Genomic DNA, 21,442 nt, shown 5'->3' with positions numbered 1-21,442 from the left:
TGATTCGAGGTCATCGTTATGATTTCCCGAGCAGCAATGACAATATGCCTGCTGCAATGAGAGGGCCGACCGGAACACCGCGGAACAAGGCCACGCCAAGGACGGTGCCTACGAGCAGACCAGCGACCACAGTTGGAGATTGAGTCATTAATTGGGCACCACGGCCTCCCAAATACGCAACGAGGATTCCGACGGCGATAGCTAACAGCGACTTCCAATTCATGAAGGATTGCGCGATCGTATCGATGGACATCTTGCCGCTTGCAATCGGTGCCATGACTCCGATCGTCAAGATAATGATGCCAACGGTTAGTCCGTACTTCTCAATCCAAGGGAATAGGCTCTGCATGTTCGTCACGCGGAGCAGCAGAAGAACGACCATCGCGATCGTAACGGTAGAATTGCCGCTTACAATGCCGAGTCCTGCAAATCCGAGCAGGATGAGGGATGAAATATCTAGTTGTGACATGGTATGTATCTCCTTTCACATTCGTTGACAAGAATAGCATATTTCCTACGTATTGAAAATAAAACAGAGCGGGGTGCTGTATCGATGAGCAACACAGTAATCATCACAGGGTTTGACCCATTCGGCAATGAAACGATTAATCCTTCTTGGGAGGCAGTTAAGCTGTTTCATGGTCGCAGTATCGGACGTTACGACGTTCATGCCATCCAGCTTCCAACCTCATTCGAGCGGGCGGGAACCGTGCTGGCGGAAGTAATGGAGCAAGTGAAGCCGGAAGCCGTGATCTGTGTCGGTCAAGCCGGAGGCAGACCGGATATTACGCTGGAACGTGTAGCCATTAATTTGAAGGATGCACGCATACCTGATAATGATGGGGCGCAGCCAACTGATGGAGCCATTGTCGAGAATGGGCCAGTTGCCTATTGGGCCCGTATGCCTTTGAAGGCAATTCGCGCGGCTGTACAAGAAGAGGGCATCCCATGCTCGATTTCCTATACAGCGGGAACGTTCGTGTGTAATGCGATATTTTACCAGCTGATGCACCTTCTTAATGAGCAGCAAGATCCAAATTATAAGCGCGGCGGATTTATTCATATCCCTTTTTTGCCCGTACAGGCAGCTCGTTATTCCAACATGCCGAGTATGTCGCAGGATGATGTGGTGAAGGCGCTTGAAACGGTCATTCTTCACTTAGATGATGCGGAGAATGCAAATGAAAGTGCAGGGACGTTACATGGGGCCTAAGTTTAGGATATAATAGTACTTTTCGATACAGATCCTAAGAGGATTCGAATCGGCCAGCAGGCAGAAAGGAGTTGCAAGGTGAACGAACAACCATCCATGAGGGATGAGGAAGAATTATATCTAACAGGCGTGCTTCGCTTAATGGATCGCCAGATCACTGCATTAGAAGCGACCGCTGAGGAACGTCAAGCAGAAATTGTGGAGATGAAGCGCCAATTCTGGGACGAGGTATCGGTCGATAATGACGAGATGTTCGAGACGTATGTGAGCATCATGCAGCAGGCGAAGGACTTGGCAAGCCACGAACGCGTACAGAAGCATGCAGCCAAATGGCTGAACAAGCTGCGCAAGCATATTCAGGCGCCTTACTTCGGGCGCGTTGACTTTATAGAAGATGGTGACATGGAGACGCTACCAGTCTATATCGGGCTCATGTCCGTGTCGGATGAAGAGAGCGGAGAACATCTTGTTTACGATTGGCGTACGCCGATAGCCGGGTTGTTCTATGATTATGCGCCAGGTCCGGTGCAATATCGGACTCCAGCAGGAGTTATTGAAGGAGAGATGACGCTCAAGCGTCAGTTCCTTATTCGAAATGGCCGCTTGGAGGCTGTCTTCGATACCGGTATTCAGATCGGCGACGACATGCTGAAGGAGATGCTGAAGCGGAGCGCTGACACGAAGATGAAGAGTATCGTCAGCACGATACAGCGCGAGCAGAATGCGATTATCCGGGATGACCTGCATGATGTGCTTATTGTGCAGGGAGCGGCAGGAAGCGGCAAGACGTCAGCAGCTATGCAGCGAATTGCGTACCTGCTGTACAAATATCGCAGCAGCATGCGCTCCGAGCAAATTATCTTATTCTCACCGAATGATCTATTCAATGATTACGTGTCCAGCATATTGCCTGAGCTTGGTGAGGAGAATATGACGCAGACGACGTTCCAATCTTATATCGAGCATCGCCTCGTCACCGAGCGTAATATTGAGGACATTTATGACCAGACGGAACGCCTCATGCAGGGCATGGAACGCTGGACAGCTTCTAGAGGGGCAAGAGTCGAAGCGGCTGCGGCAAGATGGAAAGCTTCGGCGGGTTATCAGCAGATCCTCGATCGCTATATTGAATCCTTGCAGCGGGAAGGCATGCGCTTCATTCGCTTCGGAACGCCGAAGCGGACGATTATTAGCACCGAACAGCTTGCGGAGCAATTCTATGGCCAGCTTGCGGATTGGTCATTGCCTGCTCGGATGGACAAGCTGAGAGATTGGCTGCTGGAACAGCTTCGTGCTTGGGCAGTGAAGGAACAGAAGCGTGTCTATCGCAAGCTGCAGCAGCAGCCGAATTATTTAGGGACGGAAGAAGAGCTTCGCGACTTGAGCCGCAAGCAGGTGAACAAGTGGTTGAAGCGGTTCCGCAAGCAGGCGAAGGAGCTTCGCTTCGTCGATTGGGAAGAGATGTATTGTGACTGCATGCGCAAGCTTGAGCATTGGGCACGTCAGACGGATGGTATCGCGAGCGGCAATGAAACCATTGACGTGGAGACAATACGGGCAATTGGCCAGCGGGCAGTAAAGCAGTTCGAATCGGGGATGATTCCGTTTGAAGATGCTTCCCCATTGCTGTATTTGATTGAAAGTGTAGAAGGATTCGACACCTTCAACCATATTCGTCATGTAGTGATCGATGAGGCGCAGGACTATTCGCCATTCCAATATGCGCTGCTGACACGGTTATTCCCACGCAGCCGCTTCACGATATTGGGCGATTGGAATCAAGCGATCTACGAATCGAATCGTATGGGGTCGGCGTCCGCGCTGCAAGCTGTATTCTCAGAGAAGAAGTCCGGTGTTATTACGCTACGCAAGAGCTATCGCTCCACCCGAAATATTATGGAGCTCGCGAGCAGTGTGCTGCCAAATGGCGAGAAGGTAGAGCCTTTCAGTAGAGAGGGTGAAGAGCCTATTCTCATTCGCTGCGAGGACGAGGAGGAGCAGCTGGATCAAGCTAGTAAGCAGCTATCGGCATGGACTGAGGCAGGGGAGCTTGCTTCCATCGCAATTATTACGAAGGATGAAGCGACAGCGGCGCAGGTTCACGAACGCTTGCAGCACAGCTTCCCGCAATTGAAGCGGGTATCGAAGCATACGAAGCAGTTCGTATCTGGACTATGGGTTGTCCCATCCTACTTGGCGAAGGGTCTTGAATTCGATGGAGTTATTGTATTTGACGCGCAAGAGCAGGCTTATGGGAATGAAGCAGATCGCAAGCTGTTCTACACGGTGTGTACGCGAGCGATGCATCGCCTTGCCTTGTTGGCAGTTGGATCAGTGACACCGTTCCTTGATTCATGGAACCAAGGAAGAAGCTAACGGATAACAACTTATATGTACGCAATTGAAGAAGCGCCATGTGACATTGAATCGGGAATCCGATCCTTGCCACAGGCGCTTTTTTTAAATGGATGATAGTATCGTGTATTCGCTATTACGATGCGCATAATCATCTGTGATGGCTTGGATATCACGGTACGATGCTTCCGCTCTATCTATCAGACAAGGACTGCCCATAATGTGGGGTCTATTTCTTCATATCCTCAATCGATTGAATATTAACATAAGAAGGGACGACGAGACCAATTTTGGTACCGTTCAAATTCGGGCCAAGATCGTCCACATTATTTTGGAAGCGCTCATAATAGTCCTTATGGGTAGTAGGCAGCCAAGCTGCTACAATTGCGTCAACGTCGCCATTGGCAACACCTGTCCACATTGGGCCAGCCTCTACCTGAATCAGATCGACCTTATACCCGACTTCATTTTCTAATACGGAAGCAATGATATTTGTACTCGCTATTTCGGAATCCCAAGCCACATATCCAAGCTTGAGCTTCTTCCCCTCAACCTTATCGACTCCGCTCGTCCAGGCCTGGACTTTGTCTGTATTCGCTTCGATCCAAGCCTTAGCTGCATCCTTCGGCTCCTGACCATCATGAATGTCCACCATTACCTTGGCCATGTCTGCAGCCGTCCATTCGAATCTATCCAATGTCTTGTACGCACTTGGCTCATCTTCCTTCAATCCGTTGCGAGCAATCGTATGAATCTCTTCATCGCCGCCGTAGATTCCCTTTGGATCCTCTAAGTATTTCAATTCATACTTCGCGAACATCCAATGTGGCGTCCAACCCGTAATAATGATAGGCTCCTGCTTCTTGATCGCTTTATCGAGAGCGGCAGTCATCGCCGCCCCGGAGCCTTCGATCAACTTCCAATCGGTCAGATCATATTCCTTAAGAGCTGCTTCTGTTGATTGCATAATGCCTGCACCGGCATCAATTCCGATAATCTTATAATCAACCTGCTTCCCGATGCTGTCACCTGTTGAACTCGCGGTTCCATCATTGCCAGCCGTGCTGCTTGATGAGTCAGTGCATCCGGCCAAAGTCCAGCCTAACATAGCAACAAGTCCAACCAGCACCCAATACTTTGTACGACGCTGTTTCATTTCCATCACGCTCCTTGTTTATTCGTTCTCCGTTTTTTCAGCCATTGTTGAGAGAAACGATCCAAGATGATGGCTAACAGTACAACAGACAGTCCTGCCTCGAATCCCTTGCCGATTTTAAGCATGGTGACAGCCCGATAGACTTCGGTGCCAATCCCTTGTGCCCCGATCATGGATGCGATCACGACCATGGATAGCGTTAGCATGATGGTCTGATTCACGCCGGCCATTAGTGTCGGCATGGCTACGGGAAGCTGTACCTTCCATAAGGTCTGCATGGATGTAGAGCCGAACGCCGAAGCTGCTTCGATCATATCGTGCGGCACTTGACGTATGCCGAGTTCCGTTAGACGAATGGTAGGAGGAACGGCAAAAATAATAGAGGCGATCACGCCAGGAACGATTCCTAGGCCGAATAGAAATACGGCGGGAAGCAGGTAGACAAATGCCGGCATCGTCTGCATGAAGTCCAGTATTGGCTTGACAATTCGGGACAATCGGTCTATTTTTCCACAAGCGATGCCTAGCGGGACGCCGATGATGATTGATAGGATTGTGGCGACAATTACGAGTGCAAGTGTATTCATTGTGGGTTCCCAGTATCCAAGCCAGTCAATGATAAAGAGCCCGATAAGCGTAAGCAGCGATAGTGACCACCGGCCGATGACAAAGGCAAGCAGTGCGGCCATGAAGATGAACACATAAGACGGTGGCAGCAAAAAGAGATCCGAGATGCCCTCAACGATTCGCTCAATCCATTTGGAGAGCAGTCGGAACCATCCATCTGCGTTCGTGCTTAGCCAATTGACGGCGTGCTCGACCCAATCACCGATTCTCAGCTGCATCGATTGTCACTCCTTCCGTAGAGCGACTGCTGTTGTCAGCGTTAGCTAAGGGCTCTAGGCGTTCGAGTCCTAATGAGGCAGTTGGCATAGATTTCGTAGAATCATCCATCTCATCCGCTGAGTCAATTAGATTGCCTGCCAGCGCTCCGAGTACGGCACCGCGTACGATTGCGCCCATTAGCTTGCCATCCGGATCGACAACAGCAATAGGAAGCTTCGCTTCGCCAGATAGAGCGAGCAGTTCATGAAGAACAATAGAGGGAGGTACGATGGGAACGTCGATGTGCATGACTTGTTGCAAGGATAGGCCTGTGCGTGCTGCCTCGCTAGCCTGTTCGGCTGTAACGACTCCTTGAAGGGACTTATCCTTTCCGACGACGAACAGTGTGGAAATACCGATATCCCTCATTAATTGCAGCGCCACTCGCGGCCCGCGATCTAAGGATATCGTCTCTGGCCTGCGCATAATATGCGAGGCGGTAAGGACTTTGGATAAGTCTACGCCTTCAACGAATCGCTCTACATATTCGTCAGCTGGCTGCATCAACATTTGCTCAGGGGTTCCAATCTGAATAAGCTTGCCGTCTTTCAGCAAGGCGATGCGATCGCCGATGCGCAGCGCTTCATCCAAGTCATGGGTAATGAAAATGATGGTTTTGTGCATTTTCTGCTGCAGGGCAAGCAGTTCATCCTGCATGTCGCGGCGGATTAACGGATCTAGTGCACTGAATGCTTCATCCATAAGGAGGATATCTGGATTATTAGCTAAGGCACGTGCCAATCCAACTCGCTGCTGCATGCCGCCGCTCAGTTCTTCCGGGTATTTGTCTTCCCAGCCACCTAGACCGACGAGCTCTAGCGCTTCAGTCGCCTTGCGGTAGCGATGTTCCTTGGAGAGACCTTGTATTTCGAGGCCATAAGCGGCATTGTCAAGCACAGTACGATGGGGGAAAAGTGCGAACTTCTGAAATACCATCCCAATTGTCCTTCGCCTCACCTCTCGCAAATCGCCTGCATTCAGTCTCGAAATATTGCGATCCTTCAGCCAGATTTCACCTGAGGTTGGCTCAATGAGTCGGTTTAGCATGCGCACGAGTGTGGATTTGCCACTGCCGGACAAGCCCATAATAACGAAGATTTCTCCTTTTTCCACGGCAAAGGATACCTGGTTCACAGCTACGGTCGCTTGTTTTTCTGTGGCGAGCCGCTCTCTTGACCACCCTTGTTGCAGTAGAGTGAGTGCTTTTTGTTCGTGCTGTCCAAATATTTTAGTCACTTGGTTGACCTTGATCATGGACAATCCTGTCACCTCTCTTGCGTATGGAATTGAGCGTTGTTTACGCTATATCCATTTTAACCCTTGGAAAAAACAGAGAACAACCATGAAAACAGTTTGTAAGATACGTTCAGAAAAAACTTTATAAACTTATTCTTTCGAATTCTCCAATATGCTAAATATTGCTATCCCATTTGCTTCTTTACAATTTGTTCCTATTCTCTTACAATGTTCGTGGAACATAGAGAATGAGCTTTTACAGCAATGTTCGACAAATATATATAGGGCGGTTTCGAATCGGTCTGCCATTGCTGCAGGGATAGGATTCGGCACAGGAGGAATGACTCATGACTACGTTCGCACAGTTGACACAGGAGCAGAAGAGCGCCGTGGAGAAGGCTCGCAATCGTGTCATTGAAGCGATCGGACAAAATATGGACTTGTACGGCATGACCCATTCTACTGGGCATTTGTACGGCCTGCTGTTCTTCAGTGATCATCCGATGACGTTGGATGACATGAAGCAGGAGATGGAGATGAGCAAGACAAGCATGAGTACGGGCGTGCGCACACTTGTAGACATGAAGATGGTGCATAAAGTGTGGGAGAAGGGGACGCGCAAGGATTTATATGAGGCAGAACAGGACTGGCATCAGACATTTGCTGATTACTTCGGTCTGAAATGGAGAAAAGCTGTAGAGATGAACTTGTCTGCGATTCGGCGTTCAGTCAAAGAGCTGGAGCTGCTGCGCGGCAGCTCGGAGGATGAACAGCTTGCAGCAGTCATTGCGAAGGATATCGCCAAGATGGAGCAGGCGGAAGCGTATTATGGATGGCTTAATCAATTGATAGATGCGTTTGAATCCGGTGATATCTTTACGTATATCCCGAAGCACGAGCGATAGTCGTCCGTTTAGATATGAATCTGGGAAAGAGCGGTGGAGAGTGGTGCATCGCTCTTTTTTGCTTCCGAATTTTCCCTAATCATTGTCTCTTCTACCTAAATGCTATATTATATATATTAAATTAATAATTAAGGATGATCTAAATGAGCTATGATTCTCGATCGCCGCTATATTTGCAAGTTCAGCGATATATTGAGGATATGATTCATACGAAACAATTGAAGACGAATGACCGAATTCCGACAGAGAAGGAACTGATGGAGCAGTTCCAAGTTAGCCGCATTACAGTTGTGAATGCGCTTGCAGCTCTTGTGAAGGAAGGGTTGATTTATCGAGTCCCCGGAAGAGGCAGCTTCGTAGCGGAGCCGAAATCAATTGGCTCCAGCTCGGTACGTGATGAGCAAGCTGGAGGTACAGAAGGATTGGATGTCAATGGAGCAGGCTCTGGAAATCAGGAACGAAGAAGAAATGTAGTCGGATTCATGATGCCAACATTAGATGATTATTTTGCGATGCGGCTTATTAATTCGATTCAGCAGACGTTGAACGAGCGTGGATACTCTCTAATCGTGGCCTTTAGCGGAGGCTCGAAGGAGCGGGAAGAGCAGCAAATTCGGGAGATGCTGGACATGGGCATATCAGGCTTGCTGTTATTCCCTGTGGATGAAGATATCTACAATGAAGAAATATTGTCATTGAAGGTAAATGGTTTCCCATTCGTGCTTATCGATCGATATTTGCCTGGAGTGGACACCCATTATGTATGCTCGGACAACCGCAAAGGCGCGGAGATGGCGGTAGCTCATTTATGGGAACTCGGTCACCGGAATATTGCGATCTGCACAGATGCGTTCCGAGATTGTGTGAGTGTGCAGGATCGCATAGCAGGGTATATGAATGAATATCAGAGACGGGGGGCCATGATCAATCCGGCACTCATTCTAACTGATTTTACGCTTCCTGTCGGAGAGGAAGCCGATGATTCTGTACTTGCTCGGTATATGAAGAGTGAGATGGCCACTGCGTATATTGCGCTGCATGGCAAGCTTGGTATGCGCATGCATCAGATCGCGAAGCGGGCGGGACTGAGAGTGCCAGAGGATATCTCGATCGTGACGTTTGATGATCCAGAGCACTTGGAGGAGCGAGAGACATTCTTTAGTCATATTTATCAGAATGAAGCACAGATTGGACGCCGTGCCGCTACGATATTAGCGGATATTATGGAGCGTTCCGACCAGGAAGGGCAAGCCGGCAAAGAAGCGTACCACAAGGTTATCCTCGAGCCTCAATTCGTAAATAGACGTTCAACTGGCCCATGCCAGAGCGAACAATAAACTTCTGCATCAACCTACACAAAACCGCCAATCTCTGCGGCAAGCGGAGATTGGCGGCTTCATCAATCGGGTAAATCCTACATAGTGCGTGATCAAAAGCGGACTTTGTGAACAACCTCTACTTACGAGCTATACATGAATTTGGACTAAGGTCAGTACGGAGAAGAAGTGAGCAACGGAACCTGCTAGCACAAATAGATGCCATATCATATGATGGAAGGGGAAACCTCTCCATACGTAGAATATAGTGCCTAGTGTATATAGGATACCGCCAATGATCAGCATCGTCAGTCCGAAGGATGGCATAGCCTCTGTCAATGGATGCCACGCCCACACGATCAACCACCCCATAGCAATATAGAGCAGCGTGGACATGAAGAGGAATCGCTTCGTGAAGAAGGCTTTGAATACAACGCCTCCGACAGCAATGGTCCATACGATGGCGAACAGTGTCCAGCCGATAAGCTTAGGCAATGCGATTAAGACAAGCGGTGTATAAGTGCCTGCGATGAATAAATAGATGGATGCGTGATCGAAGGTCTCGAACAAGTCCTTTACTTTTCCTTCAGGGAAGCTGTGCACCAATGTCGACGAGGTATACAAGAGAAGCATCGATATCCCATAAATCGTAAAGCTGACGACATGAATGGGTTGTCCATACAATGAGGCGAATACGATAAGCAGCGTCAGGGCAGCTATGCTCATAACGACTCCAATGCCATGCGTAATCGCGTTAGCGATTTCTTCGCCGCGCGAATAGGTGTGAGTGTTAGCCATACGGCGGCACCTTCCTTTCTGTGGGATCCGTCCAATCGGATCTGCTTACTCATATTGTATCGAAGCAGGGAAGAAGCTGCAAATGTTCAATGGCACTTTTCGAAAAGATAACAAATTCGAGGAGATGAGGAGATACAAAAAGATTAGATGTTGTTAAATAGCAACAGCGCCGTCATCTACCCGTTTCCGGCATAGGCTTCGGCGCTGCTCTGCTTTCTTATTCGGCACGACTTGTGTATACGGCTTCCGTGTCCAGCTTCCCCGCAGTAAGCTCGGGTCTAAATGTCCTGCGCGCTCTGACTTGCGGCGCTTGTTGGATGTCTTACTCATAATATCCCTCCTAAATGTTCATCTCACACAGCATAACTGCTGCCAATGGAAAAATCAATAACCGTGAGTCCTAAGTAAGGATCAAAAATGGCACTTCCTTGCCTTATATGGACAGTACGACGATAAAGGAGCTGTATGAAAATGATTATTCGGACGAGGAAAGATGAAATCGTATGCATTGCACAGCACGACCATGGATATCTATCCGGCGAAATCGCTTCGAAGTTCCGCACGGAATTGCTTGGTACTTGTGACAGATATAAGGATGCCGTATATGCTGCCTACGAGCATGATTGCAGCTGGATCGGACTTGACGATACACCAATTTGGAATGACGCACAACAGGAGCCGTATACATTCATGGATTATCCGATGGCCTTAAAGCTTGTGTTCTATCGTAAGGGGCTGGACGATATCGAGACAGCCAATCCATATGCCAGCCTATTGTGCAGCAAGCATTTCGCCTCTTTCTTTCATGTAGAAGAGCAGCAGGACGTAATCGAATTTCTCCAGCATGAACGGCAGCGTCAACAGCGAATTAGGGAACAAGTTGTGGATTTGTCGGATTCGACGATAGCCAATCATTTTCGAATGCTTCAATTTTGCGATGATCTGTCCCTGTATGTGTGCTTGAATGAGCCAGGAGTACAAAAAGCAGAAGAGTTCCCTTGGTACCAGGACGGCTTCGAGCGCACAGAGCCTTTTAATATGGAATCAGGTGAGCAATTGCAAGCCGAGTGGCTGGATGACAGGACGATTCGGGTAACTCCAACTCCATTTACGGAACCGTTTACCGCCGTGTTATCTTATAAAGTTGTAGCCAAGGAGCAAATACACAAGTCAGGGATTGCCAGCGCCTATAAGGAGGCTGAACGGAGAGAGCAGGTCATTCATGTCACATAAATTTTTTTCATAAAGGGAATGAAGGGATTAGCGAGGGGAATGTCGTCTTATGAAGCGGCGTATGGATAACGAAATAGGGGTAACATTGGGAAAGTAAAGGGAGGTAGAGGAGTTTGAATAGTAGAAGTATTAAGGCGCTCTCATTAATCGGCTTCGGTATTTTGCTGATGCTGGTTACATGGAGCGGATGGGGCGCTGAGAAGTTTGCAACTGCGGGGAGCATATTCGGTTATTTTTGGCCAACATTGTTTGTCATCCCACTCGGTTTGTTTTTTCATTTTATGTTCTTCTTTGTTACCAAGGGGCGCGCAGCGGGGCTGCTTATACCTGGCGGGATCTTGATCGTTAGCGGTGTGGTATGTCAAATCGGGATGCTGTTCGATGCATTCGGTACGGTATGGCCTGGATTTCCGCTTGCGGTGGCCTTCGGATTATTTGAATTTTATATCATGGGGAACCGTAATAAATGGCTCTTGATTCCGATATGTATTCTGACCTGTGTTTCGCTTTTGTTCTTTGCCGTCTTTTCATTAAGCGCGTTTGCAAGCAGCGATGCTGTGGAAAAAACCGGAGATTTCGGATTTTTAAGCCTATACATACGGAATTTTTTGAGCAAAAGGAATAGGGATTATTGCTCTAAATACGGGATAGCGGTGTACGCTGACGATCTGATGATCGCGGTGTCACCGCTTTATTTTTTGACCAGTCAACAAATTTATACAAGCTTGCATAAGTGCTCAATCGACCTTGAATGGCCTGTACCTTTCAGGTTTTTTTGTTTTCACGGCATGGGATATAACATAAATCACACATTTCATATAAAAATTTGTCCAAATATTGACATTAGTTATGACGGCATGATAATATAACGTTAAAATAACGCACCATAGAAAAAACGTATTACAAATGCTCGATTATGTTGAGCAACTCAACGATTTCGAAATGAAAAAACTCCAGCATTTAGCACGGATCTGTGCATCTACGCGATCTTTACAACGCATACATACGCGACATCTCCACATCTAAGCCATCAGGCAGCAGCGCTCAGCCACGAGGGCAAGCGCATTCACGTTTATCCTTCCAGATGAAACACAGCAACAGACTAGGAACGAATTTTCTGCGAAGCAGCAGAGCGAATCCCTAACATGTCTTGATACCACTAGAGAGCCTTGAAAGCCTTATATCTAAACAACTCGCCAATACGCTTTTTATCTAATTATTATATTGAAAGCGCAATCAATACCAATTATTGTTGCAAAGGAGCGAGGTTGGATGAAACTGTTTTTCCCGATTTTTATGGTTTGCTCACTGTTGCTGACAGCATGTGGGAACTCAGACGAACCGAAGGACATGGGTAAGGATGCAGACGGCAAAAAGATGATCAAAATCGGCATTGCGCAGTTCGCGGATCATCCTTCGCTGGATGGGGCGAGAGAAGGCTTTTTGCAGGCGCTGAAGGACGCTGGGCACGAGGACAATGTTAATTTGCAAGTTGATTTCCACAATGCGCAGGGGGATATGAACAACAATCTCACGATCGCTCAAAAGCTGGTGGGCGATAAAAATGACCTCATTTTGGCAATCGCTACACCGACCGCACAGGCGGTTGTGAAGGCGACGAAAGACATTCCCGTGCTGTTCACGGCTGTGACGGATCCGGTTGCATCGAAGCTGGTCAACAGTCTTGAAAAGCCAGGAGGCAATGTGACAGGCACGCGCGACACGAATCCAGACTCGATCAAGAAGACGATGGAGACGATGAAGAAGTTTTTCCCTGAGGCCCGCAAGGTAGGCGTTATCTACAATTCCGGGGAGCAGAACTCTGTTGTCAACATCGCCAATGTGAAGCAGGTGCTGCAGGAAGGCGGATTGGAGACGGTCGAGGCCACCGTGACGAACAGTTCGGAGGTGAAGCAGGCTGCCGATTCGCTGGTAGGCCGCGCGGACATCATCTATCTCCCGTCTGATAATACGGTCATTTCGGCGCTAAGCTCAGTCGTTTCGGTCGCTAATGACAAGGACATTCCGCTCTTCTGCGAGAGCAGTGAATCGGTTGGGGAAGGCGCGTTCGCATCAATCGGATTCAAATATTATGATCTCGGCTACGCGACAGGTGAGATGGCTGTGAAGGTTCTGAAGGGCACATCGCCGGCAGATATCCCCGTTGAGGTCTCCAAGAAGTTGGATCTGATGATTAACCCGAAGGCGGCGGAGGCGCAAGGAATCAAATTGACGGAAGAGATGACACAAGGCGCAATCCTGATAGAGAAATAAGTCGTTCCAAATTAGGAGGATGCTATCGTGCTATATGCGCTGACAGGTTCTTTGGAAGCAGGGGTCATTTACGCGTTAATGGCTCTGGGCGTTTACGTAACGTTTCGAATTCTCGACTTTCCCGATTTGACCGTAGATGGCAGCTTTGCCACCGGCGGGGCCGTTGCGGCTGTCATGATTACATCCGGCTATTCCCCGCTGCTCGCTACATTGGGGGCGCTGCTGGCGGGATGTGTGGCAGGAACCGTGACCGGACTGCTCCATACGAAAGGGAAAATCAATACGCTGCTGTCCGGTATTATTTCGATGATTGCTTTATATTCGATCAATTTGCGGATTATGGGTAAGGCGAATACACCGCTGCTGGGGGAAAGCACTCTATTCACACAGCTCAAATCCTTCTTGTCCAGTCTGCAGCCGCTTGCGATTTTGGCAGCCGTAGGGATATTCGTTCTGCTCATCAAATGGGCCATTGACTGGTTTTTGGATACAGAGATTGGCCTCGCGATTCGGGCCACCGGCGACAATACGAAAATGATCCGCAGCCTCTCTGCGAACACCGACAATATGAAAATTATCGGGCTGAGCCTGTCTAATGGCTTGGTAGCGCTATCCGGCGCGCTTTTCGCCCAATATCAGGAGTTTGCGGATGTCTCAATGGGAATCGGCATTATCATCATCGGTTTGGCCTCCGTCATTATGGGGGAAGCCGTGTTCGGTCGTGCTTCCATTCGGCGGGCAACCTTCGCCGTAATCGGAGGAGCTATAGTCTATCGCCTCATTATTATGCTTGCACTCCGCATCGGGTTGAATCCGAATGACCTGAAGCTGCTAACCGCCGTCATTGTGGTCGCTGCCCTTGTCATGTCACGGGTTCTAACAACATGGAAAGAAAGGCGAATGAGATCCTTTCAAGAAGATGCTCCACACCTGTCCATCGACCACGGAGCAAGGGGGGAAAGCCATGCTGAAACTTGAGGGGATTCGAAAAGTGTTCAACCGCAGGACGGCGAGCGAGAAAATTGCTCTGCAACATATAAACTTGACGCTTCGTGAGGGTGAATTCGTAACGATTATCGGCTCCAATGGGGCGGGCAAGTCCACGCTGATGAATATGATCTCGGGCGGGATGACTCCAGATAGCGGAGCCATTGAAATCGACGGCGAGAACGTGACCAGCCTCTCTGAATTCGAGCGTTCGCGCAAGATCGGGCGCGTGTTCCAAGACCCGATGGCTGGCACGGCGCCGACGATGACGATTGAGGAGAATCTCGCGGTTGCTTACTCGCGTGACAAAGGACGTACCCTGTACCGGGGTGTGAACAAGAAGCGGAAGGATCTGTTCCGCGAGAGCCTTGCCTCACTGCACCTAGGGCTCGAGAATCGGCTGTCAGCTAAGGCCGGACTGCTGTCAGGCGGAGAGCGGCAGGCGCTTAGCCTGCTGATGGCGACCTTCACGCAGCCGAAGGTGTTGCTGCTGGATGAGCATACGGCTGCGCTTGACCCGGCGCGGGCGCAATTGATTACAGCGCTGACAAAGGAAGTCGTCGAGCGTTCCAACTTCACGACGCTGATGGTGACGCACAATATGCAGCAAGCCATCGAGCTCGGCAACCGCCTGATTATGATGGATGCAGGCGAGATTATTTTGGATGTGCCGGAGGAGGAAAAGAAGCATTTGACGATTGAGGTATTGTTGAAAAAATTCTCCCAGTTGAAGGGAGTCGCGGATGACCGCTTGCTGTTGGGATAGCAAAAAAGGGAAAGGGAGCGGTATTGATGATTCAAAGTCAGGGGCATCCGTCTGCCTCGCCAGTTATAGAGAAGGCAGGAAAGAGAATGCGGCATGAAGATATGCGCGGGCTGCTTGAGCCGTATCAAGTGCTTGAACCCTATCAGGTGCTGGCGCCGGACGGAGAGCTTCGCCACCCTACCGAGGGAGCCATTGACGAGGATCTGGCAATAAAAATGTACGAGAACATGATGCTGACAAGAATGTTCGATCGGAAGGCGGTCAACCTGCAAAGGCAGGGCCGAATGGGCACGTACGCCCCTTATGAGGGGCAGGAAGCCTCGCAGGTCGGGAGTGCACTGGCACTGTCCCCCAATGATTGGTTGTTTCCCAGCTATCGCGATCATGCTGCTGCAATTACGCATGGGCAGGCGCTCAGCAGGGTGCTGCTTTATTGGATGGGCCATATGGAAGGCTCGATCAGTCCGGAAGGCCGCCATATTATGCCGCCATGCGTGCCGATAGCCACGCATTTGACGCATGCCGTAGGCACATCGTGGGCCGCTAAGCTAAAGGGTGAGAAGCAGGCGAGCATCGTGTACTTCGGCGAAGGGGCAACCTCGGAGGGAGATTTCCATGAGGCCTTGAATTTTGCCGGGGTATATCAGACGGCTACTGTATTCTTCTGCCAGAATAACGGCTACGCCATCAGCGTGCCGTTCCATGCGCAGTCCGCTTCCCGAACGATCGCCCAGCGCGCGGCTGCTTACGATATGCCGGGTGTTCGAGTGGATGGTAACGATGTGTTCGCCGTCTGGCTGACCGTACGCGAAGCGATTGAACGCGGCTTGAACGGCGGCGGACCGACGCTTATCGAGGCAGTCACGTTCCGTTACGGGCCGCATACGACCAGCGACGATCCGCGCAAATATCGGGATCAAGCCCGGCTCTCTGCCGAGTGGAGGGAGCAGCGCGATCCAATAGAGCGCTTGAAGCGGTATCTCGTGAAGAGGGGAATTTGGGGCCAGGAGCATGAGGAGCGTCTTGTGGATCGGATCAGCGGCCTTATCGAGGCCGCGGTTGCAGAGGCGGAGAGCTATCCGAATTCCCAGCCTGAGGATATGTTCATGCACGTAAACGCTGACATGCTGTGGCCTGTGGCTGAGCAGCGGGAACAGAGCGGCCTGTGTGCGGAAAGGCAGGGTGAAGCATGAGCCGGAACGTAACGATCTTGCAAGCGATTAATGAAGCACTTGATCAGAAGCTGGCGGACGATCAGCGCGTCATGCTGACAGGGGAAGACATTGGCGTCAACGGCGGTGTGTTTCGAGCAACGGAAGGACTATTCGAGAAGTACGGCCAGGAGCGGGTTGTGGATACGCCGCTGGCTGAAGCCGGCATTATTGGCTCGGCAATCGGGCTGGCGCTGAATGGCTTCATTCCAGTCGTTGAAATTCAGTTTTTGGCCTTCATTTATCCCGGCTTCGAGCAGATCGTCACACATGCGGCCCGCATGCGGTATCGGACGCGGGGACAGTACAATGTCCCTATTGTTATCCGCACGCCATACGGCGCGGGAATTAGAGGGCCAGAGCTTCATTCGGAGAGTGTGGAAGCATTCTTCGTTCATACGCCCGGGCTTAAGGTGGTCGTACCGAGCAATCCTTACGATGCCAAGGGTTTGCTTGTTAGCGCCATTGAGGATCCCGATCCGGTCGTATTTTTGGAACCGGCAAGGATTTACCGAGCCTTCAAGGCAGAAGTGCCGGAAGAGATGTACCGCATTCCGCTAGGGAAGGCGAACATTGTCCGGGAAGGCACAGATGTGACGCTGATTTCATGGGGGGCCATGATGCGGGTGGCGCTTGAAGCGGCGCGGCAGCTGGAGCAGGAGAAGGGCTGGTCTTGTGAGGTCATCGATCTCCGCTCGTTGTATCCGCTTGATCGGGATGCAATTGCCGCATCCGTGAAGAAAACAGGCCGCGCGATAATTGTTCATGAGGCGCAGAAGACGGCCGGCGTCGGAGCAGAAATTGTTTCGCTGATCAATGATGAAGCGCTGATGTATTTGCGGGCTCCGATTCAGCGAATTACTGGCTTTGATGTGCCAGTTCCGCAGTTCTCGCTCGAGGATGTCTATGTTCCGACGGTCGGGCGGGTAAGAGAAGGAATCGCTGCAGCGATACAGTTCTGACCGTTCAGGAGGAGGAACGCGAATGATAGAGTTCAAGCTTCCCGACGTAGGAGAAGGCATCCACGAAGGGGAGATCGGGAAATGGCTCATTAAGGAAGGGGAATGGGTGGCCTGCGATCAGCCGATCGTCGAGGTGCAGACGGACAAAGTGAACGCCGAGCTGACCTCTCCGGCGGCCGGCGTAGTGCGCAAGCTGATGTTCGCCGAGGGTGCTGGAGTTCGAGTAGGCGAGGTATTGTTCCTTCTCGAAGCGGAGGGGCGCATCCCTGCGATGGAAGCGGGCAAGGCGGAACAGGCGGCTTCAGTGGCAGCGGTTGTCAACGCTCCTTCGCCATCACCAGCAGTGGCCTTGCCATTGTCTGCAGCGACATCGCCGTCGGTGTCTGCTGAATTACCTGTGGAAAGAGTGCGCGCAGCTCCCTATGTTCGCCAGCTTGCGAGGCAGTTGAATGTCGACATCGAGCAAGTGAAGGGGAGCGGAGCCGCCGGGCGGATATCGGAAGAGGACGTACGGCGCTATGCTGCTGCGGGCACGACTAAGGAAGCGGAAGGGGCAGGGGCAGACCTAACATGGGAAAATGCGGTTCAGCCTGCGCTGGAGCGGACGGCTTCCGCTGTCCGGCCGCAGAATGCCGCTGCCGGGTTGCATGGGGCCGCACCGACTTCTTGCGCCGAGGAGCGGCTTCCGCTGCGCGGCATTCGCTTGAAGATCGCCGAGAGGCTGGTTAAGGCAGTGACCATCATCCCGCATGTCACGCAGGTGGATGAACTGGAAGCCGATGCCCTGCAGGCGCTGCGTGAGCGGCTTCGGCCGCTGGCGGCCGAACGGCAGGTGAAGTTGACATACTTGCCGTTTTTCATCAAGGCAATTGTCATCGCGCTTAAGGAGTTCCCATTCTTCAACGCTTCGCTTGATGACGAGACGAAGGAAATTGTGTTGAAGCGCTATTATCACATCGGGATTGCGACCGATACACCGGACGGTCTTATTGTTCCGGTTATCCGGGACGCCGACCGGAAGACAGTATTTGAGATGGCGGAAGAAATTGGGCGGTTGTCGGAGCGGGCGCGGGAAGGAAAGCTGAAGCTTGCGGACATTACCGGCGGTACCTTCACGATCAGCAACGTCGGCCCGATCGGCAGCCTGCTCGCAACGCCGATCATTAACCATCCGGAAGCGGCCATTCTGGCGCTGCACAAAATGGAGCCGCGCATGGTCGTTCGCAATGGGGAAGGTGTCATACGCCTCATGATGAATATGGCGCTTTCCTTCGACCATCGACTTATCGATGGGGCGGAGGCGATTCGATTCACGAATCGGATCAAGCGGCTGCTAGAGCAGCCCGACTTATTATGGGCGGAGATGGTATAGATGGTCGTCGGTGAAATTGCAGTAGAAACGGATGTTGTTGTCATTGGCGGCGGGCCTGGCGGCTATACGTCAGCGATCCGGCTGGGCCAGTTAGGCAAATCGGTCGTGTTGGTGGAAAAAGAGGAGCTCGGCGGTGTTTGTCTTCATTCGGGCTGCATTCCGTCCAAGGCGCTGATTCATGCGGCCGGATTGTATGACGAAGCCAGATCGGCTTCCAAGCTGGGACTGCGGATGGAGCCTGGGGCTCTTTCCTTCAATATGTCCGATTGGCAGTTGTGGAAGTCCGGAATTGTCGGCAGGCTGGGAAGCGGAGTGGCGCAGCTCTGCGCCGCTAACGGGGTTACGGTCGTGAAAGGGAGCGCACTCTTCCTGTCCGATGACCGCGTCGGGGTAGAGACGGAATCCGGCTTCGAGACCTACAAGTTCAAGCAGGCGGTTATCGCGACAGGATCGCGGCCGCATCTCCCAGCATTCGCTGCGGCAGGTGGTTCCCGCATCCTCACTTCCACGGGGGCGCTGGAATCGGACAGTATACCGGAGCATTTAGTCATTATCGGGAGCGGCTATATTGGCATCGAATTGGGCATGGCATTCGCCAAACTTGGATGCCGCGTCACACTTATTGAGCGCGAGGAGCGAATTCTCCCGCTTGTGGAAGGCAGCCTCGCTGCGGTAGTGAAGCGGCGCGCCGGCAAGCTAGGGATGGTCATCAAGATGGGTACGGAAGTGCGCGCGGTTATGGAGCATGATGATCATGTTGAGCTGCGACTCGAATCGAGGCAGCAAGGGGAGGAGAGCGTCCTCTGCGACAAGGTGCTTGTGACAGTCGGACGCATGCCGAACACAGAAGGACTCGGTCTCAGTCAGGCCGGGGTACGAATGGATGAGCGCGGCTATGTTCCGGTCGATGCGGAATGTCGAACCAATGTGCGCCACATTTTCGCCATTGGTGATATTACGCCGGGGCCTGCTCTTGCTCATCGCGCCGCGAGGCAGGGCACGGTCGCCGCGGAGGTGATCGGCGGATTGCCGAGTGCTTTCGACTCGCCGTATGTGCCGTACGTTATTTTTTCTGACCCGCAAATTGCCGGAGTGGGACTGACGCGGGCGGAAGCCGAGCGGCAGGGCATTAAGGTAAAAACGGGCCGCTTTCCTTTCCGTGCTAACGGATACGCATTGGCGGCTGGGAAGATAGACGGTTTTGCGGAAGTAGTCATCGAAGAGGATACCGGCTTGCTGTTGGGCATGCATGTGGTTGGGGCGGATGCCGGCAGCTTGATTGGCCAGGGGGTCCTCGCCCTCGAAATGGCTGCGAGAGCGGAGGATGTGGCTATGACGGTGCATCCGCATCCGACGCTTAGTGAAGGCTGGCTGGAAGCCGCCGCCGCCGCTTTGGGGCATGCCATACACATTGTGAACGAGAGGAGGCTGGAAGATGAGTAATCGGAAGGGCCAGGATGGATCGCTGGACGACGAGCGTTTGGCGCATTTTCTGAACCGAATTGACCGGGGAGACAAGATTGAAGCGGACGATTGGATGCCAGACGATTACCGCAACCAGTTAATTAAGCTGATATCGATGCATGGCGTTAGTGAAATAATGGGGGCGCTTCCGGAGAAGGAATGGGTTCCGAAGGCGCCGACGCTGCGCCGCAAACTGGCGATTATGGCTAAGGTGCAGGATGAGATGGGACATGGACAGCTGCTGCTGCGGGTCGCGGAGGATCTAATGGCGCCGCTTGGCCAGACTCGTGAGGACCTGCTGCGCAATCTGTTCTCAGGAAAGCTGAAATTCCACAACGTGTTCCATATGGAGGCGCCCACATGGGCAGATGCCGGCGTCATCGCCTGGCTCGTCGACGGCGCCGCGATCATTACCCAGTCTATGTCGCTCGAGACATCCTACGCGCCATATGCCCGCGCGCTCCAGCGCATATGCGCGGAAGAGAAATTCCATGCCCAGCACGGTGAAAGCATTGTATTGGGGCTGGCCGAAGGAACGCCGGCGCAGCGCCGGATGCTGCAGGAGGCCGTAAACCGCTGGTGGCCTTCCTTGCTGATGTTCTTTGGCCCGCCAGAAGGCGGAACCGTGTCCAGCAACCAGCAGATGAACATGCGTTACAAGATTCGCACGCAGACGAACGAGGAGCTGCGGCAGGCCTTTTTCCATAAATATGTGAACCGGATTTATCATTTGGGTTTGACGCTTCCGGACGACACGATTCGTTACGACGAAGCGGAGGGCGTCTGGCATTACCAGCAGCCCGATTGGGATCTCTTTGTACAAATTGTGCGTGGAAACGGGCCTTGCTCAGTACAGCGGCTGCGGCTGCGGAAAACGTCCTACGAAGAGGCGGAATGGGTGCGGGAAGCGATGGTGGCGCCTCCGCCCCGTACATCCTATGCGGCTGGAGGAGAGGCGATATGAGCAGCGAACGACGGAAAGAGAAATTTGCCGTCTATGAGGTATTCAGCCAAAAGAGCCCGTCTGCCGGCTTCGTGCACCAGTTCAGCTTGTTGGCGCCTAACCCGGAAGCCGCGCTCCTGATGGCGCGGGAGAACTTCATGCGCCGCGAGCCCTGCATCAACATCTGGGTTGTGAACCGCGATGATATTCACGGACTGACACCGGAGGAACGCGAGAGCCTCGAACGGCTGGACAACAAAAGCTACCGCGAAACAAAGGGATATGGCGACATCCAATCGAGGTGGCGGCGCCACAAGGAAGAGTATGAGAGCATGGTGGATATCGCAGCACAGAAGGAGGGGTGAA

21 protein-coding genes are annotated in these 21,442 nt (G+C 51.7%); 15 read left to right on the top strand and 6 right to left on the bottom strand.

Annotated elements, in window-relative coordinates; all coding sequences use genetic code 11:
* Nucleotides 1-16: 16 nt before the first annotated feature.
* The gene (locus BP95_RS0102925; RefSeq protein WP_021260612.1) at nt 17-469 is read right to left on the bottom strand and encodes a DUF441 domain-containing protein; all 453 of its coding nucleotides are present in this window, start codon (nt 467-469) and stop codon (nt 17-19) included.
* Nucleotides 470-553: 84 nt separating this feature from the next.
* Between BP95_RS0102925 and pcp the strand changes: the two genes are divergently transcribed.
* Together pcp and helD are read left to right on the top strand one after the other, a co-directional pair.
* Entirely contained in the window at nt 554-1,213 is a 660-nt protein-coding gene (pcp, locus tag BP95_RS0102920) for a pyroglutamyl-peptidase I (protein WP_028531368.1), read from the top strand.
* A 78-nt stretch (nt 1,214-1,291) separates the two neighbouring features.
* Nucleotides 1,292-3,589 (top strand): RNA polymerase recycling motor HelD, encoded by a 2,298-nt coding sequence (gene helD / locus BP95_RS0102915; RefSeq protein ID WP_028531367.1) that lies wholly within the window; start codon nt 1,292-1,294, stop codon nt 3,587-3,589.
* 208 nt (nt 3,590-3,797) lie between these two features.
* Here helD and BP95_RS0102910 read toward each other — a convergent pair whose 3' ends face one another.
* Genes BP95_RS0102910 through BP95_RS0102900 form a run of 3 tightly spaced genes read right to left on the bottom strand, consistent with a single transcriptional unit; the run spans nt 3,798 to nt 6,869 of the window.
* Complete coding sequence (locus BP95_RS0102910) at nt 3,798-4,724, bottom strand: glycine betaine ABC transporter substrate-binding protein (RefSeq protein WP_028531366.1); 927 nt, start codon at nt 4,722-4,724, stop codon at nt 3,798-3,800.
* A 5-nt stretch (nt 4,725-4,729) separates the two neighbouring features.
* Complete coding sequence (locus tag BP95_RS0102905) at nt 4,730-5,569, bottom strand: ABC transporter permease (protein WP_028531365.1); 840 nt, start codon at nt 5,567-5,569, stop codon at nt 4,730-4,732.
* Nucleotides 5,550-6,869: a quaternary amine ABC transporter ATP-binding protein gene (locus tag BP95_RS0102900; RefSeq protein WP_081819795.1), complete on the bottom strand. Its 1,320-nt coding sequence runs from the start codon at nt 6,867-6,869 to the stop codon at nt 5,550-5,552. Before BP95_RS0102900 ends, BP95_RS0102905 begins: the two co-directional genes overlap by 20 nt.
* A 323-nt stretch (nt 6,870-7,192) precedes the next feature.
* On the opposite strand from BP95_RS0102900, the gene BP95_RS0102895 reads away from it, so the two are divergent.
* Both BP95_RS0102895 and BP95_RS0102890 read left to right on the top strand, forming a co-directional pair.
* Nucleotides 7,193-7,750 (top strand): GbsR/MarR family transcriptional regulator, encoded by a 558-nt coding sequence (locus BP95_RS0102895; RefSeq protein ID WP_021256954.1) that lies wholly within the window; start codon nt 7,193-7,195, stop codon nt 7,748-7,750.
* A gap of 143 nt (nt 7,751-7,893) precedes the next feature.
* Entirely contained in the window at nt 7,894-9,087 is a 1,194-nt protein-coding gene (locus BP95_RS0102890; protein WP_028531363.1) for a GntR family transcriptional regulator, read from the top strand.
* 129 nt (nt 9,088-9,216) lie between these two features.
* Here BP95_RS0102890 and trhA read toward each other — a convergent pair whose 3' ends face one another.
* The gene (gene trhA, locus BP95_RS0102885) at nt 9,217-9,864 is read right to left on the bottom strand and encodes a PAQR family membrane homeostasis protein TrhA (RefSeq protein ID WP_021256952.1); all 648 of its coding nucleotides are present in this window, start codon (nt 9,862-9,864) and stop codon (nt 9,217-9,219) included.
* A gap of 153 nt (nt 9,865-10,017) precedes the next feature.
* Nucleotides 10,018-10,194 carry a hypothetical protein gene (locus tag BP95_RS33450; protein ID WP_021256951.1) on the bottom strand — a complete coding sequence of 59 codons (177 nt, stop codon included), beginning with the start codon at nt 10,192-10,194 and terminating at the stop codon, nt 10,018-10,020.
* 141 nt (nt 10,195-10,335) lie between these two features.
* On the opposite strand from BP95_RS33450, the gene BP95_RS0102875 reads away from it, so the two are divergent.
* The 11 genes from BP95_RS0102875 (at nt 10,336) to paaB (ending at nt 21,441) form a co-directional block, all read left to right on the top strand.
* Nucleotides 10,336-11,097 carry a DUF3891 family protein gene (locus tag BP95_RS0102875; RefSeq protein ID WP_028531362.1) on the top strand — a complete coding sequence of 254 codons (762 nt, stop codon included), beginning with the start codon at nt 10,336-10,338 and terminating at the stop codon, nt 11,095-11,097.
* A 113-nt stretch (nt 11,098-11,210) separates the two neighbouring features.
* A complete protein-coding gene (locus BP95_RS34455) occupies nt 11,211-11,966 on the top strand; it encodes a hypothetical protein (protein ID WP_197035272.1) in 756 nt (251 codons plus the stop codon).
* Between the two features lie 403 nt (nt 11,967-12,369).
* Nucleotides 12,370-13,371 (top strand): ABC transporter substrate-binding protein, encoded by a 1,002-nt coding sequence (locus BP95_RS0102865; protein WP_028531361.1) that lies wholly within the window; start codon nt 12,370-12,372, stop codon nt 13,369-13,371.
* A gap of 27 nt (nt 13,372-13,398) precedes the next feature.
* Complete coding sequence (locus BP95_RS0102860) at nt 13,399-14,349, top strand: ABC transporter permease (RefSeq protein WP_021256947.1); 951 nt, start codon at nt 13,399-13,401, stop codon at nt 14,347-14,349.
* Nucleotides 14,336-15,124 (top strand): ABC transporter ATP-binding protein, encoded by a 789-nt coding sequence (locus BP95_RS0102855; protein WP_021256946.1) that lies wholly within the window; start codon nt 14,336-14,338, stop codon nt 15,122-15,124. Before BP95_RS0102860 ends, BP95_RS0102855 begins: the two co-directional genes overlap by 14 nt.
* A gap of 86 nt (nt 15,125-15,210) precedes the next feature.
* The gene (gene pdhA / locus BP95_RS0102850; protein ID WP_394358396.1) at nt 15,211-16,317 is read left to right on the top strand and encodes a pyruvate dehydrogenase (acetyl-transferring) E1 component subunit alpha; all 1,107 of its coding nucleotides are present in this window, start codon (nt 15,211-15,213) and stop codon (nt 16,315-16,317) included.
* Nucleotides 16,314-17,297, top strand: a complete 984-nt coding sequence (locus tag BP95_RS0102845) for an alpha-ketoacid dehydrogenase subunit beta (RefSeq protein ID WP_021256944.1) — start codon at nt 16,314-16,316, stop codon at nt 17,295-17,297. The genes pdhA and BP95_RS0102845 overlap by 4 nt, the downstream gene beginning before the upstream one ends.
* Before the next feature lie 22 nt (nt 17,298-17,319).
* On the top strand, nt 17,320-18,669 hold the full coding sequence (locus BP95_RS0102840) for a dihydrolipoamide acetyltransferase family protein (protein WP_028531359.1): 1,350 nt from the start codon (nt 17,320-17,322) through the stop codon (nt 18,667-18,669).
* Complete coding sequence (gene lpdA / locus BP95_RS0102835; RefSeq protein WP_021256942.1) at nt 18,670-20,112, top strand: dihydrolipoyl dehydrogenase; 1,443 nt, start codon at nt 18,670-18,672, stop codon at nt 20,110-20,112.
* Complete coding sequence (paaA, locus tag BP95_RS0102830) at nt 20,105-21,097, top strand: 1,2-phenylacetyl-CoA epoxidase subunit PaaA (RefSeq protein WP_021256941.1); 993 nt, start codon at nt 20,105-20,107, stop codon at nt 21,095-21,097. Before lpdA ends, paaA begins: the two co-directional genes overlap by 8 nt.
* Nucleotides 21,094-21,441 (top strand): 1,2-phenylacetyl-CoA epoxidase subunit PaaB, encoded by a 348-nt coding sequence (paaB, locus tag BP95_RS0102825; RefSeq protein ID WP_028531358.1) that lies wholly within the window; start codon nt 21,094-21,096, stop codon nt 21,439-21,441. The genes paaA and paaB overlap by 4 nt, the downstream gene beginning before the upstream one ends.
* Nucleotide 21,442 lies beyond the last annotated feature (1 nt).

Source organism: Paenibacillus sp. UNC217MF, assembly GCF_000686865.1.
Lineage (GTDB): Bacteria > Bacillota > Bacilli > Paenibacillales > Paenibacillaceae > Paenibacillus_B > Paenibacillus_B suaedae.
Note: the sequence above shows the minus strand (reverse complement) of the source record. Positions and strands in the feature narration are given on the sequence as shown.

What these genes read in the sequence shown, in the direction of transcription:
- BP95_RS0102925 (WP_021260612.1), bottom strand. Translation starts at nt 469, where the DNA reads ATGTCACAACTAGATATTTCATCCCTCATCCTGCTCGGATTTGCAGGA.
- BP95_RS0102855 (WP_021256946.1), top strand. Translation starts at nt 14,336, where the DNA reads ATGCTGAAACTTGAGGGGATTCGAAAAGTGTTCAACCGCAGGACGGCG.
- trhA (WP_021256952.1), bottom strand. Translation starts at nt 9,864, where the DNA reads ATGGCTAACACTCACACCTATTCGCGCGGCGAAGAAATCGCTAACGCG.
- BP95_RS0102890 (WP_028531363.1), top strand. Translation starts at nt 7,894, where the DNA reads ATGAGCTATGATTCTCGATCGCCGCTATATTTGCAAGTTCAGCGATAT.
- lpdA (WP_021256942.1), top strand. Translation starts at nt 18,670, where the DNA reads ATGGTCGTCGGTGAAATTGCAGTAGAAACGGATGTTGTTGTCATTGGC.
- BP95_RS33450 (WP_021256951.1), bottom strand. Translation starts at nt 10,194, where the DNA reads ATGAGTAAGACATCCAACAAGCGCCGCAAGTCAGAGCGCGCAGGACAT.
- pdhA (WP_394358396.1), top strand. Translation starts at nt 15,211, where the DNA reads ATGCGGCATGAAGATATGCGCGGGCTGCTTGAGCCGTATCAAGTGCTT.
- BP95_RS0102865 (WP_028531361.1), top strand. Translation starts at nt 12,370, where the DNA reads ATGAAACTGTTTTTCCCGATTTTTATGGTTTGCTCACTGTTGCTGACA.
- BP95_RS0102895 (WP_021256954.1), top strand. Translation starts at nt 7,193, where the DNA reads ATGACTACGTTCGCACAGTTGACACAGGAGCAGAAGAGCGCCGTGGAG.
- BP95_RS0102905 (WP_028531365.1), bottom strand. Translation starts at nt 5,569, where the DNA reads ATGCAGCTGAGAATCGGTGATTGGGTCGAGCACGCCGTCAATTGGCTA.
- paaB (WP_028531358.1), top strand. Translation starts at nt 21,094, where the DNA reads ATGAGCAGCGAACGACGGAAAGAGAAATTTGCCGTCTATGAGGTATTC.
- pcp (WP_028531368.1), top strand. Translation starts at nt 554, where the DNA reads ATGAGCAACACAGTAATCATCACAGGGTTTGACCCATTCGGCAATGAA.
- paaA (WP_021256941.1), top strand. Translation starts at nt 20,105, where the DNA reads ATGAGTAATCGGAAGGGCCAGGATGGATCGCTGGACGACGAGCGTTTG.
- BP95_RS0102875 (WP_028531362.1), top strand. Translation starts at nt 10,336, where the DNA reads ATGATTATTCGGACGAGGAAAGATGAAATCGTATGCATTGCACAGCAC.
- BP95_RS0102845 (WP_021256944.1), top strand. Translation starts at nt 16,314, where the DNA reads ATGAGCCGGAACGTAACGATCTTGCAAGCGATTAATGAAGCACTTGAT.
- BP95_RS0102910 (WP_028531366.1), bottom strand. Translation starts at nt 4,724, where the DNA reads ATGAAACAGCGTCGTACAAAGTATTGGGTGCTGGTTGGACTTGTTGCT.
- BP95_RS0102840 (WP_028531359.1), top strand. Translation starts at nt 17,320, where the DNA reads ATGATAGAGTTCAAGCTTCCCGACGTAGGAGAAGGCATCCACGAAGGG.